The organism is Leifsonia williamsii (genome assembly GCF_030433685.1).
Classification (GTDB): Bacteria; Actinomycetota; Actinomycetes; order Actinomycetales; family Microbacteriaceae; genus Leifsonia; species Leifsonia williamsii.
The window spans coordinates 282,920-299,197 of sequence record NZ_JAROCF010000001.1; the positions used below are offsets into that span (position 1 = coordinate 282,920).

The 16,278-nt window shown below is 70.8% G+C and carries 18 protein-coding genes; 7 read left to right on the plus strand and 11 right to left on the minus strand.

Annotated elements, in window-relative coordinates; all coding sequences use genetic code 11:
- Positions 1-10: 10 nt before the first annotated feature.
- Positions 11-334 carry a DUF2795 domain-containing protein gene (locus P5G50_RS18565; protein WP_363319448.1) on the minus strand — a complete coding sequence of 108 codons (324 nt, stop codon included), beginning with the start codon at positions 332-334 and terminating at the stop codon, positions 11-13.
- On the opposite strand from P5G50_RS18565, the gene P5G50_RS01245 reads away from it, so the two are divergent.
- The 3 genes from P5G50_RS01245 to P5G50_RS01255 all read left to right on the plus strand — a co-directional run bounded on the left by P5G50_RS01245 (position 239) and on the right by P5G50_RS01255 (position 2,393).
- Positions 239-622, plus strand: a complete 384-nt coding sequence (locus P5G50_RS01245; protein ID WP_301209875.1) for a hypothetical protein — start codon at positions 239-241, stop codon at positions 620-622. The two genes, P5G50_RS18565 and P5G50_RS01245, sit on opposite strands and share 96 nt — an antisense overlap.
- Positions 619-1,770 (plus strand): baeRF2 domain-containing protein, encoded by a 1,152-nt coding sequence (locus P5G50_RS01250; protein ID WP_301209876.1) that lies wholly within the window; start codon positions 619-621, stop codon positions 1,768-1,770. Before P5G50_RS01245 ends, P5G50_RS01250 begins: the two co-directional genes overlap by 4 nt.
- A 155-nt stretch (positions 1,771-1,925) precedes the next feature.
- Positions 1,926-2,393, plus strand: coding sequence for an SRPBCC family protein (locus P5G50_RS01255; RefSeq protein ID WP_301209877.1), 468 nt, complete (start codon positions 1,926-1,928; stop codon positions 2,391-2,393).
- A gap of 68 nt (positions 2,394-2,461) precedes the next feature.
- On the opposite strand, the gene P5G50_RS01260 is transcribed toward P5G50_RS01255, so the two are convergent.
- The gene (locus P5G50_RS01260) at positions 2,462-3,301 is read right to left on the minus strand and encodes an SDR family oxidoreductase (RefSeq protein ID WP_301209878.1); all 840 of its coding nucleotides are present in this window, start codon (positions 3,299-3,301) and stop codon (positions 2,462-2,464) included.
- Positions 3,302-3,403: 102 nt separating this feature from the next.
- On the opposite strand from P5G50_RS01260, the gene P5G50_RS01265 reads away from it, so the two are divergent.
- Positions 3,404-3,712 carry a hypothetical protein gene (locus P5G50_RS01265; protein WP_301209879.1) on the plus strand — a complete coding sequence of 103 codons (309 nt, stop codon included), beginning with the start codon at positions 3,404-3,406 and terminating at the stop codon, positions 3,710-3,712.
- Positions 3,713-3,815: 103 nt separating this feature from the next.
- Here the strand turns inward: P5G50_RS01265 and P5G50_RS01270 are convergent, their stop codons facing one another.
- The 3 genes from P5G50_RS01270 to P5G50_RS01280 form a co-directional block, all read right to left on the minus strand.
- Positions 3,816-5,237, minus strand: coding sequence for an APC family permease (locus P5G50_RS01270; protein WP_301209880.1), 1,422 nt, complete (start codon positions 5,235-5,237; stop codon positions 3,816-3,818).
- A 111-nt stretch (positions 5,238-5,348) separates the two neighbouring features.
- Entirely contained in the window at positions 5,349-6,248 is a 900-nt protein-coding gene (locus P5G50_RS01275) for an SDR family NAD(P)-dependent oxidoreductase (RefSeq protein ID WP_301209881.1), read from the minus strand.
- Positions 6,249-6,286: 38 nt separating this feature from the next.
- Positions 6,287-6,823, minus strand: a complete 537-nt coding sequence (locus P5G50_RS01280; protein WP_301209882.1) for an MOSC domain-containing protein — start codon at positions 6,821-6,823, stop codon at positions 6,287-6,289.
- 199 nt (positions 6,824-7,022) lie between these two features.
- Between P5G50_RS01280 and P5G50_RS01285 the strand changes: the two genes are divergently transcribed.
- On the plus strand, positions 7,023-8,465 hold the full coding sequence (locus P5G50_RS01285; protein WP_301209883.1) for a DUF6421 family protein: 1,443 nt from the start codon (positions 7,023-7,025) through the stop codon (positions 8,463-8,465).
- On the plus strand, positions 8,462-9,124 hold the full coding sequence (locus tag P5G50_RS01290) for an SDR family NAD(P)-dependent oxidoreductase (protein ID WP_301209884.1): 663 nt from the start codon (positions 8,462-8,464) through the stop codon (positions 9,122-9,124). Before P5G50_RS01285 ends, P5G50_RS01290 begins: the two co-directional genes overlap by 4 nt.
- A gap of 19 nt (positions 9,125-9,143) precedes the next feature.
- Here P5G50_RS01290 and P5G50_RS01295 read toward each other — a convergent pair whose 3' ends face one another.
- Complete coding sequence (locus P5G50_RS01295; protein WP_301209885.1) at positions 9,144-10,232, minus strand: hypothetical protein; 1,089 nt, start codon at positions 10,230-10,232, stop codon at positions 9,144-9,146.
- Between the two features lie 84 nt (positions 10,233-10,316).
- Here P5G50_RS01295 and P5G50_RS01300 point away from each other — a divergent pair, with 84 nt between their 5' ends.
- Complete coding sequence (locus P5G50_RS01300) at positions 10,317-11,387, plus strand: threonine aldolase family protein (protein WP_301209886.1); 1,071 nt, start codon at positions 10,317-10,319, stop codon at positions 11,385-11,387.
- Positions 11,388-11,618: 231 nt separating this feature from the next.
- On the opposite strand, the gene P5G50_RS01305 is transcribed toward P5G50_RS01300, so the two are convergent.
- Genes P5G50_RS01305 through P5G50_RS01325 form a run of 5 tightly spaced genes read right to left on the minus strand, consistent with a single transcriptional unit; the run spans position 11,619 to position 16,277 of the window.
- Complete coding sequence (locus tag P5G50_RS01305) at positions 11,619-12,482, minus strand: phytanoyl-CoA dioxygenase family protein (protein ID WP_301209887.1); 864 nt, start codon at positions 12,480-12,482, stop codon at positions 11,619-11,621.
- A gap of 30 nt (positions 12,483-12,512) precedes the next feature.
- The gene (locus P5G50_RS01310) at positions 12,513-13,424 is read right to left on the minus strand and encodes a glycoside hydrolase family 43 protein (RefSeq protein ID WP_301209888.1); all 912 of its coding nucleotides are present in this window, start codon (positions 13,422-13,424) and stop codon (positions 12,513-12,515) included.
- Positions 13,421-14,413 carry a glycoside hydrolase family 43 protein gene (locus P5G50_RS01315; protein WP_301209889.1) on the minus strand — a complete coding sequence of 331 codons (993 nt, stop codon included), beginning with the start codon at positions 14,411-14,413 and terminating at the stop codon, positions 13,421-13,423. Before P5G50_RS01315 ends, P5G50_RS01310 begins: the two co-directional genes overlap by 4 nt.
- Positions 14,410-15,306, minus strand: coding sequence for a carbohydrate ABC transporter permease (locus tag P5G50_RS01320; protein ID WP_301209890.1), 897 nt, complete (start codon positions 15,304-15,306; stop codon positions 14,410-14,412). The genes P5G50_RS01315 and P5G50_RS01320 overlap by 4 nt, the downstream gene beginning before the upstream one ends.
- Positions 15,303-16,277, minus strand: coding sequence for a carbohydrate ABC transporter permease (locus P5G50_RS01325; protein ID WP_301209891.1), 975 nt, complete (start codon positions 16,275-16,277; stop codon positions 15,303-15,305). Before P5G50_RS01325 ends, P5G50_RS01320 begins: the two co-directional genes overlap by 4 nt.
- Position 16,278: the final 1 nt, after the last annotated feature.

The window sequence follows — 16,278 nt, forward strand, 5'->3', positions numbered from 1 at the left end:
TCGCGCCGCCCTACGTGTTGATCGCCTCCGTGACCTGCACCGGACTCTCGAACGTGCGGTCCGGCAGATTCTTGAGCGCGTCCAGCACCTCCTGCGGCGCATTCTCGCGCTCCGCGGGCGCCTTCCCGCCACACCTACCCTCGATTCCCCGGCTCGCAAGTCCTTGCAGCGCCTTCCGGCGAAGGGTTGGTTCGGTCGCGTTCCCACAGACCGAGACCAGACGCGCAAGGAGGTTCCGATGGAACGCGGAAACACGAAGCACGGTCCCGCCCAGGACGAGCAGCTCAAGCACGAGGCGCAGTCGATCGTGCAGGGGCACGGCGGCAGCAGCCACGTCGAGGAGTGGCGGCAGACGGAGCCGATGCCCGACGACACCGACGACGCGGAGGTGATCGCGGCCTCCGGGATCGACGGGGAGGAGCGCGACGCCGGCGCCCCCGTGTCCGGCGCATCACCGGCCACGGATGCCGACCTGGGCGGCGAGGACGAGGTCATCTTCAGCACCGAGACGGAGGGCGGAGCCGGCGACGAGACCCCTGCCGGCCAGGGCGGTGGTACCGTCGCCGATGCCCCCGGCGCCGAGGAGGCGGCCACCGCAGGCGACGAGGAGGCGACCCCATGAGCGCCCGCGACCTCCTCTCCGGTCCGCTGGCCGAGCCGGGACCATGGGTGACCGTGCTCGCAGACGTCTCCCGCGACCTCAACGACCCCAAGCGGACGAACGACCTGCGGCACCGCGCCATCCTCGACTCCCTGCTGGAGCAGGGGGCGACACAGGCCGATCACGACGCCGTGCAGCAGGCGCTCGCGGCCGAGCACCACAGCCCGAGCCCCTCCGCCCGCTTCCTCGCGGTCCGTGAGGGGGCGGTCGAGGTGAACCAGGTTCTGCTCACGCAGATCCAGGGCGACGGCTGGGGCCGGGTGGGCAACGCGCTCGACCCGCTTCCGCTGCTCGCCAGGGACGCCTTCGACTTCGACGCGCTGCTGGTCGAGGCCGAGCGGGACGGGGCCACCATCTGGCACCGGCGCTCGGAGTTCTCGGACCTGCGGGAGACCGACCCCGGCGAGCGCGTCGAGGGCGCGACGGACAGCCTCCACAAGGTCCCCGGCGGCGGGTGGTCGCACCTGCGCTACCAGCACCACACCGAGGAGACCTGGAAGCACAACGAGAAGGAGGTCGCCCAGCGCGTCTCGGAGCTCGTCGAACGGTTCCACCCGCGCATCATCGTGCTCGCCGGCGACCTCAGGGCCGTGCAGCTGGTGCGCGACGCGCTGCCCTCCGCCGCGACCGAGTTGCTCGCCGCGGAACCGCTCGAGGCCTCCGCCGGCGACGACCGTGAGGCGCTGTTCCAGCGGTTCGAGCGGCTCATCGCTGACGTCGCGGCGACCGACGAGTACGCGCGCACGCAACGCCTGTTCTCCCGCTCGGAGGGCGAGAGCCGCACGGAGGCGCTCGGCATCGGCGAGGTCGTCTCTGCGCTGCAGGAGAGCCAGGCGGCGACGGTCTTCGTCCCGCAGGCCGCACCGCTCGGCGACGACGAGGGCGAGCGCACGGTCATCGCGCTCGATGCGGCGCCCTGGGTCTCGACCGCGCCGGAGCAGGACTTCGGCGCGGGCGAGCTGGGCACCGTGCCCGCCTCGGTCGGCATCGCCCGCGCCGCGGTGCTGACCGATGCGGAGGTCGTGGTCACCGCCTCCGGCGAGCTGCCGGACGACGCCCCCGCCGCCGCACTGCTCCGCTGGCCGGTCGGCCCGCCGCAGCCGGAGTAGCCCGGTCGACACGCGAGGCGCATCCATCCCAGTTCGGCGCGCACTCTCGCACGATCGCCCGCCGATGTCCAGGCCCTCGCCCGTCCCCGCGGCGGGGGCCTATCGTCGGCGCCGATCCCACCCCGATCGTTCGAAACGAAGAAGAAGGAGATCCCATGGCTTCGGTCACCGAGTCCATCGACGTGGACGTCCCCGTCAGCACCGCCTACAACCAGTGGACGCAGTTCGAGTCGTTCCCGCACTTCCTCGACGAGGTCGAGGAGATCCGTCAGATCGACGACACCACCAACCACTGGCGCGTGAAGATCGGCGGCGCCGAGCGCGAGTTCGACACGCAGATCACCGAGCAGCATCCCGATGAGCGCGTCGCCTGGAAGAGCGTCGCCGGCGAGGTGGAGCACGCCGGTGTCGTGACCTTCCACCGCTTGTCCGACACCACCTCCCGCGTCACGGCGCAGATCGACTGGGCACCGTCCGACCTGCTCGAGAAGGCGGGAGCCGTCTTCGGCGTCGACGACCACGCCGTCAAGAAGGACCTCGAGAACTTCAAGAAGTTCATCGAGAGCCAGGGCAGCGAGACCGGCGCCTGGCGCGGAGACGTGGAGCCCGGCCCGCAGGTCTGAGCGCGACCCGAGCACATCGAAGCGGCGCCGTCCCGGAAGGGCGGCGCCGCTTCTGTGTGCGGGCTCCGCTACAGGATCGGCCGCCCGCCCGTGACCGCCACGCGAGCGCCCGAGACGTACGACCCGTCGTCGGAGGCGAGCAGCACGTACACCGGCGCCAGCTCGGCCGGCTGCCCGGCGCGCCCGAGCGGGGTATCGCTTCCGAACTGGGACACCTTCTCCTCCGGCATGGTGGCAGGGATGAGCGGCGTCCAGATCGGCCCGGGCGCCACGCTGTTGGCGCGGATGCCGCGCTCGCCGAGCAGCTGCGCGAGCGACGCCGTCATGTTCGCGATCGCCGCCTTGGTCGCCGCGTACGGCAGCAGCGTCGGCGACGGCATGTCGGAGTTGACCGACGACGAGCCGATGATGCTCGCGCCCGGCTTGAGGTGCGGGAGGGCCGCCTTCGTCAGGTGGAAGAAGGCCGACAGGTTCGTGGCGATGGTGTGGTCCCACTCCTCGTCCGTCACCTCCTCCAGCTGCGGGTGGTCCATCTGGTAGGCGGCGTTGCTGACGAGGATGTCGAGCCCGCCGAGCTCCTCGACCGTCGTCGCGACGAGGTCGCGGCAGTGCTGCGGGTCCGAGACGTCGCCCGGGAGGAGGAGCGCCTTGCGCCCCGCCTCCCGCACCCACTTCGCCGTGTCCTCGGCGTCGTCCTGCTCGCTGAGGTACGAGATCGCCACGTCGGCGCCCTCCCGCGCATAGGCGATCGCGACGGCCTTGCCGATGCCGCTGTCGGCGCCGGTGATCAGCGCGACCTTGCCCTCGAGCTTGCCGCTGCCGCGGTAGCTCTGCTCGCCGTGATCCGGCCGCGGCTCCATGGCGTCGGTGGAGCCGGGAGGCTGTTGCTGCTGTTCGGGAAAGGACATGCGTTCCTCCGCTTCGTCGATGGTGATGCCTCCACGGAACACCTGTGATGCGCGGCCGTCAGGGGCTTGGGAGGCGCGCGACCGGCGCGTACCGTGCAGCGAATGGACGACACGCGCAATCCCGCCGGCACCGAGGGCGGCGACCTCGGCGACCGCGACCTGACCGCCAAGGACCGCTCTTACAGCCCCTCCAGCGAGCGCGAGACCGCCGCCAAGCAGGACGACCCGACCGGCGACGACGTCATGCCCGGCACGGGAGGCCCCGACGACACCGGCGACGTCGACGTGCCGCCGGAGGACGACCTCGACCCCGCGACCATCGTCCAGCGCGGCGACCCCGGCCCCGGCCCGGTCGACACGGACCACGTCGGCACGGACGACGTGGGCGGCCGCCGCCCCGGCGACGGCTGACCGACTCCGCCCGGTCCTCCCCTCATCCACTTGGCGCAACACGCCGCCTCGCACAAAGGCGAGACGGCATGTTGTGCCAACTCGATGGATCAGCAGCAGGAACTCAGCGCCGCCCGGCGCCCGCCGTCTCGCGCCGCCGCCGCGCCAGCACGTACAGCCGCTCGACCACCCACAGCAGCACGCCGATCGCGAGCAGCACCAGCGCGATGCCGTACTGGCCGCCGGGCCGACCCGACGTCCACGGGAACACCAGGTACAGGCACGTGATGGCGCCGATGATCGGCAGCACCCGCGGCGTGCGGAAGTGCTTGTGGTCGACGGGCTGCCGCCGCAACACCAGCACCGCGATATTGACGACCGCGAAGACCGCGAGCAGCAGCAGGGAGGTCGTCCCGCCGAGCAGTGCCACGATCGAGCCCTTCGGGTCGATGGACACGTAGATGATCAGGCCCACGGCGAGCGCGGTCGTGAACAGGATCGCCGCCCACGGCGTGCGGCGCTTGACCGCGACCTTGGAGAGGAACGGCGGCAGCACGTTCTGCCGGCTCATGCCGTAGAGCAGGCGGCTCGCCATCATCATGTTGATCAGCGCCGTGTTGGCGACGGCGAACATCGAGATGAACGGCAGGAGGTCGTTGATCGGGAATCCGGGGGCCGCGGCCTCCACCGCGGTCACCAGCGGCGTCTCGCTGCCGGCCAGCTCGCCGATCGGCACCAGCGCCACCACGGTGATCGACACGAGTACGTAGATCACGGCCGCGATCCCGAGGCCGGAGAGCATCATCTTGGGGAAGATCCTGCTGGGGTTCTTGGTCTCCTCCGCCATGTTGACCGAGTCCTCGAAGCCGACCATCGCGAAGAACGCCAGCGAGGTCGCGGTGCTCACCGCGAGCAGCACGCTCTTGTCCTCGGGCGTCTCGAATGCGACGACCTGCGACCAGTCCGCGTTGCCTCCGGTGATCGCCCACAGCCCGATGAAGATGACCAGCAGGAGGCCGGAGAGCTCCACGAGGGTCAGCACCACGTTGAGCCACACGCTCTCCGACACCCCGCGCAGGTTGACGAGCATGATCAGCACGATGAAGGCGAGCGCGATCAGCAGGGTCGTCAGGTTGTCGTCGGGGATGCCGAAGCCGACGGTGAGGTTCACCGCGAACGCCCGCGACGCCGTCGACGCCGACGTGATGCCCGAGGTCATCACCACGAAGCAGACCAGGAACGTGAAGAAGTGGATGCCGAACGCCTTGTGCGTGTAGAGCGCCGCTCCCGCCGCCTGCGGGTACTTGGTGACCAGCTCCAGGTACGAGAACGCGGTCACCGTGGCGACGCCGAACGCGAGCAGGAACGGCAGCCAGGCCGCGCCTCCGACCTCCGCGGCGACCTGGCCGGTCAGCGCGTAGACGCCGGTGCCGAGGATGTCGCCGACGATGAACAGCAGCAGGAGGCCGGGGCCGAGGGCCCGCTTGAGCTCCGGCTGCTCCGGCTCGACGGTCTTGACCACCTGGGTCCAGGACGGATCGCTCACGATGTGCCCCCTTCGGCGCTGCGTTTACTCTCTGGTGCGGAACACTGTATGTGAATCCCCACAGAAATCCACCACATCGGGGGTGATCCGTGCATTCTGCCGTGCGGAGGCTCAGTCCTCCCGCCCGGTGAAGGCGTCCATGGAGTGGTAGACACCGAAGACGCGGTCGGCGACGGCATCCCACGCGCGCTGCGGCAGCACGCCCTGCAGCGTCTTGGCCAACCGCACGGAGCGCGGCAGCATCAACATCGGCTTGCCGGCGAGCATCGCGCGCCATACCCGGTCGGCGACGTACTCGGGCGTGAGCACCGGCGTCAGCAGCGGACCGCGCGCGCCCTCGAACATCCCCGTGCCGACGTAGCTCGGCGCGACCGTCGTCACCTTCACGTGCCCGAAGCCCTGCTGGTCGAGCTCGAGGCGGAGGCTGTCGCTCCACCCGATCACCGCCCACTTGCTCGCCGCGTAGACGCTCATGCGCGGGTTGGCGATGGTGCCGGCGGCGGACGCGATGTTGACGATGCGGGCCTCCCTGGCACTCTGCAGCATCCCGGGGAGGAACTCGCGCGTCGTGTACATCGGTGCCAGCGCGTTGACCTGCATGGTCGCGCGGGTGTCGTCGCCGTTGTCGTGCTCCCAGAAGTACTTGCCGCGCACGATACCCGCGTTGTTGATCAGCACGTCGATGCCGTCGAGCTCGCGCCGCACCGCCTGGGCGGTCTGCGCGATGGCGCCCAGCTCGCCGAGGTCGAGCACGTACGGCAGCACGGTGGAGGCGGGACGCCCGGTCGCGGAACTCGGCGACCGCGGCGGCGCGCCCCACGCGGCGGCGGTCCGCCCGGCGAGGATCTCGGCCCGCAGCCGGTGCGTCAGCTCCGCGAGCGCCTCCGCGTCGCGGTCCCACAGCACGACCGCCCGGGCGCCCTCGTGCACCGCCCGCTCGGCGTACAGTCTGCCCATCCCCGATGCCGCCCCGGTGATGAGCACGCGTGCGCCACGAACCGTTCTCGCCATGCCCTCCATCATCGCAGGAGGGTCGCGGATCGGACGGCTCAGACCGGAGCGAGCGCCTCCAGCGGCCCGCTCGGAAGGCGCACCTCGATCGCGTCGCCGGGCCTCACGACGCCGCCCGACAGCACGACCGCCATGGCGCCCGCCTTCCGGACGACGTCTCCCTCCTGGTCGACACCGACGACCTGCTTGAGCAGCCCGGGCCGGAAGCGGTCGATCTGCACGCACGGATTGCGCAGCCCGGTGAGTTCGACGACGGCCTCTGCACCGACGTGCAGCCGGGTCCCGCGCGGCAGGGCGAGGAGATCGAGACCCTCGGTGGTGATGTTCTCGCCGAGCTCCCCCGGCGCCACGTCCACCGTCACCTCGGCGAACAGCTCCCGGTGGATGAGGTGGACCTGCCGGAGGTTCGGCTGCGAGGGGTCGCGCCGCACCCGGGAGAGGTGCTGCACGGTCGCGCCGAAGTGCGCATCGCCCTCGACTCCGAGACCCTCCACCAGGGTGATCTCGTCCTCCCGCGGCTTCGAGAAGCGGTGCTCGTCGTCCCTGCTGACACTCACCACGCGTGCGCTCGTCATACGACCATGGTGCTGCATGCGCGGAACATCCGAGCAGACCAGCACATCCGTTGCGTCCCGGCGCCGGCCGGCGCACTTTTCCGCCGATATGGGCAATAAAACGTCCGGGATGCGCGGATAGGCTCGATGTGGGCGCCGTTCCGCGTCCGTCCACACCGTTGCCGCTGTGCGCGGCCGACCCGATGACGGGAGGTTCGTCATGTCTCAGTTCGTCCAGCAGTTCACTCAGGACGCGATTGTCGGGGAGCCCGAGGTCGTCGAGGACGGCCGGCCCGTCCGCGAGGTCGCGAACGACCCCGCCTGGCTGCGCCTCAAGGACGCCGCCACCGCCCTCCAGTCCCTTCAGGTGAAGGACGGCTCGGTCGAGCAGGAGGCCGACAAGCCGGCCGCCGCCGCCCACGTCGACACCATCGTGGACGCCATCGCCGCGCTCGCGCCGGCGTTCCCGCACGACGCCGCCTACCTCACCGCGCTGCAGGCCGACTTCCGCCGCTGGCGCGACGAGGGCTTCGGAGTCCCGGACTTCCTCGACGCGCTGAATGCGTTCCAGCCGCAGCAGCACCGTGTCGACGGCCTGGGGCACCTCGTCGTCTTCCCGATGTATACGCAGAACGGCTCGTCGAACCGGCTGGTGGAGGCGGTGCTCGTCGAGGTCATCTGGCCCGAGTTCATCGCCGAGCTGGAGGCGGGCGAGTACGGCAACAAGCTGTTCGTCGCCCTGCGCTTCGTCGACTTCACCCCCGGGTACGACACCAACTCCGCGGTGCTCTTCCCGGAGACGGTCGCGATGCGCGAGATCCCGCAGTTCACCTGGGGCGCGATCTTCCAGGACCGCGAGGCCGCCCGGTACCGCCGGGTCGTCCGCGCGGCCGCCGAGATCACCAAACTCGAGCTGCCGGCGGACGCCGCCGCGATGCTGGACGACCAGACGCTCACGGAGGAGACCTTCGTGATGTGGGACATCATCCACGACCGGTCCCACATGCGCGGCGACCTGCCGTTCGACCCGTTCATGATCAAGCAGCGGATGCCGTTCTTCCTCTACTCGCTGGAGGAGCTGCGCTGCGACCTGACCGCGTTCCGGGAGTCGGTCAAGCTGGAGCGCGAGCTCTCGGCGCTGCCCGACGCCGAGCTGTCGGACGCGCAGCGGCAGATCCGCGACCACGCGCACCTCGTGCAGTACGCGGTCATCTTCGACCGCATCTTCCGGTTCGCGATCACCGGCAGCCGCGTGCGCAACTACGACGGGCTCGGCGGCCAGCTGCTGTTCGCGTGGATGCACCAGCACGACGTGCTGCACTGGACCGACACCCAGCTCACCATCGACTGGGAGAACGTCCCCGATGTGGTCGTCGCGCTCAGCGACCGGATCAACGAGCTCTACTGGCGCTCGATCGACCGGCCGAAGGTGGCGCACTGGCTGGCCGCCTACGCGATGCTGACCGAGACGCTCACCCCGCACCCCGCCTCCAACTGGGCGCGCGGGCTGTCGGACGAGGTGCTCTCCGGGCCGCCGAAGGGCTACACCGACCAGGTGCTCGACGACGAGTTCCCGCTCTCGATGTTCTACGAGGCGCTGAACAAGAAGATGGCGGGCGTCATCGAGTCCACGGCCGGCATCACCGGCGCGACGGACGCGTGAGCGACGCCCCTCTCGCCGGCCGGCTGGTGCTCGTCGCGGGTGCGACGAGCACCAGCGGGGAGGCCGTGTCGCGCGCGCTGATCGGCGCGGGCGCCACGGTCCTCGCCGTCGGCACACGGCCGGAGGCGCTGTCCGCGCTCGAGGCGGCGGTCCCCGGCGTCGACACGCGCACCTGCGACCTGGCCGACCGCGACGCGGTGGCCGAGCTGGCGATGCGCATCCACGTGAAGTTCGGCCGCATCGACGGCCTGGTGCACCTGGTCGGCGGCTGGCGCGGCGGCGGCGGCATCGCCGGGCAGTCCGACGAGGACTGGGAGTTCCTGGAGCGCGGGTTCCGCACCCTGCGGAACACGACGCGCCTTTTCTACGACGACCTCGTGGCGTCGCCCGCGGGCCGGCTCGCGGTCGTGTCGTCCACCGCGGTCGACAAGCCGTACGCAGGAGGCGCGAACTACGCCGCCGCGAAGGCCGCGGCCGACGCCTGGACGCGCGCCGTCGCGCAGGGCCTCGCCAAGCAGGCTCCGCAGTCGGCGGCGGCGATCTTCGTCGTCAAGACGCTCGCGGGCCTGGAGGAGCGTCTCGGCGAGGAGGTCGTGCGGCTGTGGTCGACGGAGGCCGCGGCCGTGAACGGCGCGCACCTCCCGCTCGGCGACTCCTGAGCCGGCCCGCCGACGAGCGCTACGCGGCGGGCTCGCCCAGCCGCCGCAGCAGCCCGGCGCCCACGAGTGCGCGCGCGACAGCGACCACGTCGGCGACCGGTGCCCCGCCGGCGGGAACGCCGTGCGCGTGCACCACGCGCTGCACCAGGTCTGCGACGCCGGCCGGCCGCGCGCACGCCTGCCAAACGACGGGCGCGATGCCGTCGAGCACCCCCACCCGGCCGCCGGCGAGCACGATCAACCGGTCGCCGTCGGGCAGCGTCTCGGCGTCGGCGGCCTGCGCGTACCGCAGCTCCTTCGCCTTCGCGGTCGGCCATTCGAGGAGGGGACGCACCAGCTCGGCAAGCTCCGCGGCCTCGGCGTAGCGCACGCGGCGGACGCCGTCGCACGCGTCGATGACCGAGCTCAGCCTCCGGAGCCCGTTCGGCCGAGCAGACAGCGCGCTGACCTGACCGACGAGATCACCGACGGCCTCGTGCAGCGGGAGGCCCGACAGTCGCGGCCCGCCGATCCGGTCCCCTGGCGCGCGGTCGAGCAGCAGGATGGCGCTCAGCCGCGGCGCGCTCCCGAGCCGGCGGAGTCCGAGGTCGTCCGGGCCGAGCTGCAGCTTCGGCGATCCGGGCCGCGGGTCGACGACCGAGAGAGGGCGGGGGAACGGCACGACGGAGGCGTCGTCGCGGATCGCGACCGTCTCGTCGGTGACGTAGCCCCACCGCTCGGCGAGGATGCGGGCCGCGGTGGTCTTGCCCCGGCCGGACGGCCCGACGAGCGCGACCGTGCGGCCGCTCACCGGGTCGCTGACAGCGGCCGCGTGCAGCAGCAGGAGGTCGCGCGAGCGGCGGCGGATGACGTTCGTCGTGAGAGCCGAGGTGAGGCGGGCGGAGACCTCCGCGAAGTCGGGCGAGGCGATGTCCGCACCGGCGGCCACCTCCTCGCGATGAGAGGTCAGCGCCGCCGAGACCGTCGCGCCCTCGCCGTCGTCGTCGGCCGGACGGGCGCCGCAGCGGGCCCAGGCGCGCGTGACCGCCCCCACCTGCTCGTCTGACATGCCGGCGAGCGCGACCCGGTAGGGGCGCTCGAGCAGCGTGAGGTCGAGGAGAGAGGGCACCCCACCAGCTTAGCGGTGAAATATGTATATGACATGTGCGACTGCCGTGCGGGAACCGCATGCCGGGAATGCGAGGATGGACGGGTGACACTCCAACTCCACGACCTGAACCTCCGCGGGTTCGCGTCCGACAACTACGCCGGCGTGCACCCCGAGATCCTCGACGCCATCGCCGCCGCCAACCAGGGCCACCAGATCTCCTACGGCGAGGACGTCTACACCGAGCGCCTGCACGAGGTGTTCGCCGAGCACTTCGGCGAGGGCGTGCAGGTCTACCCCGTGTTCAACGGCACCGGCGCCAACGTGATCGGCCTGCAGTCGATGCTCCCCCGCTGGGGCGCCGTCATCTGCGCGAAGACCGCGCACATCAACACGGACGAGGCCGGCGCACCCGAGAAGGTGGCCGGCATCAAGCTGCTCACCGTCGACACCCCTGACGGCAAGCTCACGCCCGAGCTGATCGACCGGGAGGCGTGGGGCTGGGGCGACGAGCACCGCGCGCAGCCGCTCGTGGTCTCCATCACCCAGACGACCGAGCTCGGCACCGCCTACTCGGTCGAGGAGGTCCGTGCGATCGCCGATCACGTGCACGCCAAGGGCATGAAGCTGCACATGGACGGCGCCCGCATCGCCAACGCCGCCGCGACGCTCGGCGTGCCGCTGCGCGCCTTCACCACCGACGCGGGCGTCGACGTGCTCAGCTTCGGCGGCACCAAGAACGGCATGCTCTACGGCGAGGCCGTGGTCGTGCTGAACCCGGAGGCGTCGGAGGGGCTCGTCTACCTGCGCAAGCTCAACATGCAGCTCGCCTCCAAGATGCGCTTCATCTCGGCGCAGCTCATCGCGCTGCTGACCGACGACCTCTACCTGCGGTCGGCGTCGCACGCGAACGCGATGGCGGCGCGCCTGCGCGGAGCCCTCGAGGCCGGCATCGCCGACGGCAGCATCCAGGGCGTCGGATTCAGCCAGGCGACGGAGGCGAACGGCGTCTTCGCGACCCTCCCCGCCGGCGTCGCCGATCGCCTGCGCGAGCACTTCCGGTTCTACGACTGGGATGCGGCCCGCAACGAGGTGCGCTGGATGTGCTCGTTCGACACCACCGAGCAGGACATCGACGACTTCGTGGCCGCGCTGGTGCGCGAGCTGCGGGCCTGAAGCAGCTCACCCCCCAGACTGGGGACAACCGGGGTACAAAATTGTCCTCCATTATGCCGACATGGAGGACCCGTTCCGCGCTATGCTTCAAGAGCGGTCGGGGGAACCCGAAAAATCCCCGATCGTAACCCCGAACGTATGCCGGGCTGTGTGGAAGACCCTAGCTCCCACACCGCCCGGCATCGTGGTCTCCGGGGCCGGTCGGTTCATCGGGCCGCAGGGCCCGCGACGTCAGGCGTCGCCCATCATCAGGCCCTCGATCGTGTGCTTCTGCGTGATCGGCGTCAGCTCGTCCACCACCGGGCAGACCAGGTGCTGCGTGATCCGCTCGGGCAGCGAGTCGTAGAACTCCCGCGTGACCGCCATGTCGTGGTGCTCGGCGTTCCCCGCGCCCGGCGCATCCACCCCGAGCACCAGCACGGGCCGCGACTTCTGTGAGGTGTTCTCGGTCCCCCGGTGCAGCGTGAGCGCCGACCGGGCGGAGATGTCGCCGCGCTGCGGATACTTGCGCACGGCGCGCTCCAGGAACCGCGGGTAGAGCTCCTTCTCCGGGAACATCTCGTGCTCGAAGCCCTCGGGAAGGTCCCACTGCGTCCCCGGCGCGATCTCGAACGGTCCCATGTCCTCGTCGGTGTCGACGGCGGTGAGGTTGAAGGCGAGGGAGGTCAGCCTCCCCGTCTCCTTCGTCTCGTCCGGCATCGGGAAGTCGCGGTGCCACGGCTGGTCCTTCGCCCCCGGGCCCGGCACGTCGAAGCCCAGCTCGACGATCTGGTAGTCGGGGCCGAGCACGGCCTCGCAGACGCCGCGCACCCAGGGGTGGTCGACGAGCTCGACCCAGCCGCGCATCTGCTCGGGATGCATCTCGACGTAGTAGCGCTTGGTGCCGCGACCCACCGCGCCGCCCGGGCGGCTCAGCGCCTCCGCGAACGCGACCTCGATGTCCTCGCGGAGCTGATCTGCCCACTCGGTCGAGAACGCGCCCTTCTTGCCGACGACGCCGTCGGTGTAGAGGGCCGTGACCGCCTCCTGCAGCTCCGGCTCGAGCCCGGTGGTGTCGGGAGGCGCCGGGGTGACGCGGGGAACGGTGTCGGTCATGGTTCGTCCTTTCGTCGGTGAACGGAGAAGTCAGCCTTCGGAGTACTCCAGCCGCCCCAGGTGCAGCATGCGGCGGGTCGCCTCCGCGTCCCAGGAGTGGAACGCGATGATGTCGGAGCCGTCGGGCGCGATGGTCAGCGAGTTGTGGCCAGGGCCGCGGAGGTCGTCACGCGTGCTGAGCAGCGGCGGCTGGTCGACGTGCTCCCACGGCCCGAGCGGATGGTCGGCGACGGCGACGCCCACGGCGTAGCCCGGCCCGGTCCACGCGCCGCCCGAGTAGGTCAGCCAGTAGCGACCGTCGCGGCGCAGCACGGCCGGCCCCTCCAGCGTGTGCCAGTCGTAGCGGCGGCCGTGGATGTCGCGGTCGCGCTCGTACAGCTGCCAGTCGGCGTTCGGCGCGAGCGCCGCGACCACAGGCCCGGCGAAGGAGGTCATGCTCGCGTCGAGCGGCGCCACGGCCAGGTGCGTGCCCGGTCGCTCGTGGTCGAGCACGTCGCGCGCGAAGAAGAGGTACCAGCGGCCGTCGTCGTCGCGGAAGGGGTGCGCGTCGATGGCGAACACCTCCCCGGGCGTGAGGTCGACGCCGAGATCGCGGAAGGGGCCCTCCGGCCGCTCGGCGCGCGCGACCCGGAGGTGGTGACCGTCGATGCCGCGGCCCACCGAGTAGTACATCCAGTAGGCGCCGCCCCCGAACGCCACCTCCGGCGCCCAGTAGTCCTCGCCGAACGACTCGGGGAGGCGCTCCAGCACCGCGCCGGCGCTCCGCCACTCCACGAGGTCGGGCGAGAGCAGCGCCTCGAAGACGCGCTCGTCCTCGCGGCCGGGGTGCGTGCCGTACGCCGCATAGCCGCCCCCAGGGAGGCGCAGCACGAACGGGTCGGCGAAGTACCCCTCCCAGACCGGGCCCCAGTGCTCGGCGACGCGGAGGTGCTGCTCCGTCATCGCGTGCCCTCGAGCTGCGGCTGCGGGAGGCCGTTCTTCCACGTCACCGGCACGGCGTGCATGCCGCGATAGACGACGGCGTCATCCCACGAGTGGAACAGCATCCAGTCCTTGCCCGTGAATGTCACGAGGTCGGCGCCGCCCGGACCGACGTAAGCGCCGCCGGTGCCCTCGGTCGAGAGCAGCGGCTTCTTCTCCTTCGTGTACGGGCCGGTCAGCGCCGTCGCCGTCGCGACACCGGTCGCATAGGAGCCGCCACCGTAGTCGTTCGCGGAGTAGAGGAGCACGTACTCGTCGTCGTGCCGGACGATGACGGGAGCCTCCACCAGGTTCCCCTCCCACTCCTGCGTCTGCTTGACCAGCCGCACCGCGTCTCCCGTCAGCGAGGTGCCGTCGGCGGAGAGCGGAGCGAGCTGGAGCCAGGTGTCGAAGCCGCAGCAGTTGCCGTCGTTCTTCCAGACCAGGTGCCGGCTGCCGTCCTCGTCGGTGAAGACGCTCGCGTCGATCGCGCCGCCCTCGTCCACCGGGCAGACGAGCGGCTTGTCGGCCGTGGAGGTGAAGGGCCCGGTCGGGCTGTCCGCGAACGCGACGCCGATGCACTGGTGCCTGCTGGCGGTGTCGGCGGCGGTGAAGTAGAGCGCGTACCGGCCGTCGGCCAGCTTCGCCGGACCGGGAGCCCAGGTCTTCCCGGGCGTTGCCCACGAGGGCAGCTCCGGCAGCGCGTCCTCGTCGCTCACGGTCCACTTCTTCATGTCGCGGCTCGACGCGACCTGCACGTTCACGGCCGGTGTGTTCGTCGCGTACGCGTAGACGGTGTCGCCGTCGACGAGCGCACCCGGATCGGGGAAGTCGTCGTCGATCTGGAACGGCGCGAGGGTCGACGCGTCGGTCGCGGCGCCCTCCGGCGCGGCGCCGGACGAGCACCCGCCCAGCGCCGCGACCGCGAGCACGGCCGCGCCGAGCGCGACGACCGCCCGCGCCCTGCTCATCCCTTGACCCCGCTGGTCGCGACGCTCTCCACGATCTGCTTCTGGGCGAAGAAGAAGAGGATGAGCACCGGCACCGACGCGATCACCGCCCCCGCCATGACGATGGCGTAGTGGGTGGAGTACGCGCCCTGCAGCTGCGACAGACCCGGCTGGAGCGTCAGGTTCTCGGGGCTGAGCAGGACGTACACCGGCCAGAGGAAGTCGTTCCAGTTCGACAGGAAGCTCAGCACCGCGAGGGTCGCGAGCGCGGGGCGGGCGAGCGGCAGCACGATCCGCAGGAAGATGCGGAAGTCGCCGGCGCCGTCGATGCGGGCCGCCTCCTCGATCTCCACCGGCAGCCCGACGAAGAACTGCCGCAGGAAGAACACGCCGAACGCGCTCGCCGCCCCCGGGATCGTGATGGCCCAGATGGTGTCGAGCCAGCCCAGGTTCTGCACGATCAGGTAGTTCGGGATCAGGAAGATGACCGGCGGCACGAGCAGGGTCGCCACGATCAGGCCGAACACGATCCGCTTGCCCCAGAACTCCAGCCGGGCGAGCGCGTAGGCGGCCAACGAGGCGGTGACCAGGATGATCACCGTCTGCAGCGCCGCGGCGGCCAGGCTGTTCAGGAACCAGCGGAACACCGGCTGCTGCCCGCTGGAGAGCGTGGTGTACGCCTCCACCGAGAACGGGTTCGGGACGGCCGAGTACGGGTTGCGGATCGCGTCGCCGTCGGTCTTGAAGGACGTCATCAGGATCCAGAACAGCGGCAGGATGATGATCAGCGCGAGCACGATCAGCACCGCGTACAGCACGCTCTTGCGCAAGGCGGCCTGGGTGGTGGGCTTGCGGCGCTGCGGCACAGCGCGGCCGGCCTGGGCCTCCTCGATCTCGGGGGTCGTCGTCGTCATGAGGCGCTCTTCTCTGCCCGCTCGCGCTGGAGGCGGAAGTTGATGATGCTGATGATCGCGAGGAAGGCGAACAGCACGTAGCTCATCGCGGAGGCCGCCGCCATGTTGTTCTGCGAGAGGCCCTGGTCGGCGATGTACATGATCGCCGTGCGCGTGGTGTTGCCCGGACCGCCCTTGGTGATCAGGAACGACTGCCCGAACATGTTCGCGCTCGCGAGGATGGTGATGGTCACCACGAAGGTCATGACTGGCCGCAGCCCCGGCAGGGTGACACTGAAGAACTGGCGGACCGCGCCGGCTCCGTCGAGCGCGGCGGCCTCGTACAGGTCGGCGCTGATGCCCTTGAGGCCGGCGAGGATGATGACCGTGTTGAACCCCATGGTCCACCAGACCGTCACGCCGACGAGCGTGAACCAGGCCCATGGCACGTCGACCGTCCAGGGCAGGTTGTCCGGCAGGCCGATCATGCCGAGCAGGTGGTTGACGATTCCGGACTGCGTGTCGAGCAGGTACTTCCAGATCACGCCGATGACGGCGACGCCGAGCACGTACGGCGCGAAGAAGATGCCGCGGAAGAACGATCCGGCTCGGATCTTCTGGTTGAGCAGCACCGCGACGAGCAGCGGGATGACCAGCAGGAAGGGCACGCTGCCGACGGTGAAGATGAGCGTCGCCAGCATCGACTGCCAGAAGTCGCCGGAGGTCGCCGACCCCGCGGTGAACAGCTGGATGTAGTTCTCGAGCCCGACGAAGGACTGGTCGACCCGGAACGGGCTCCAGTTGGTCAGGCTGATCCACAGTCCGAAGATCGACGGGTACAGCACGAACACCGCGAACAGGACGAGGAACGGCGCCAGGAACAGGTAGGCCGTGCCGGTCCGGCGCTTGCCGGTGCGGCTGCGGCCCTCGGCGCGGCGCGGGCGTGGCGCCCCGGTCTCCCGGGGCGCCACGACAGAAGCGGTGCCGGTCACG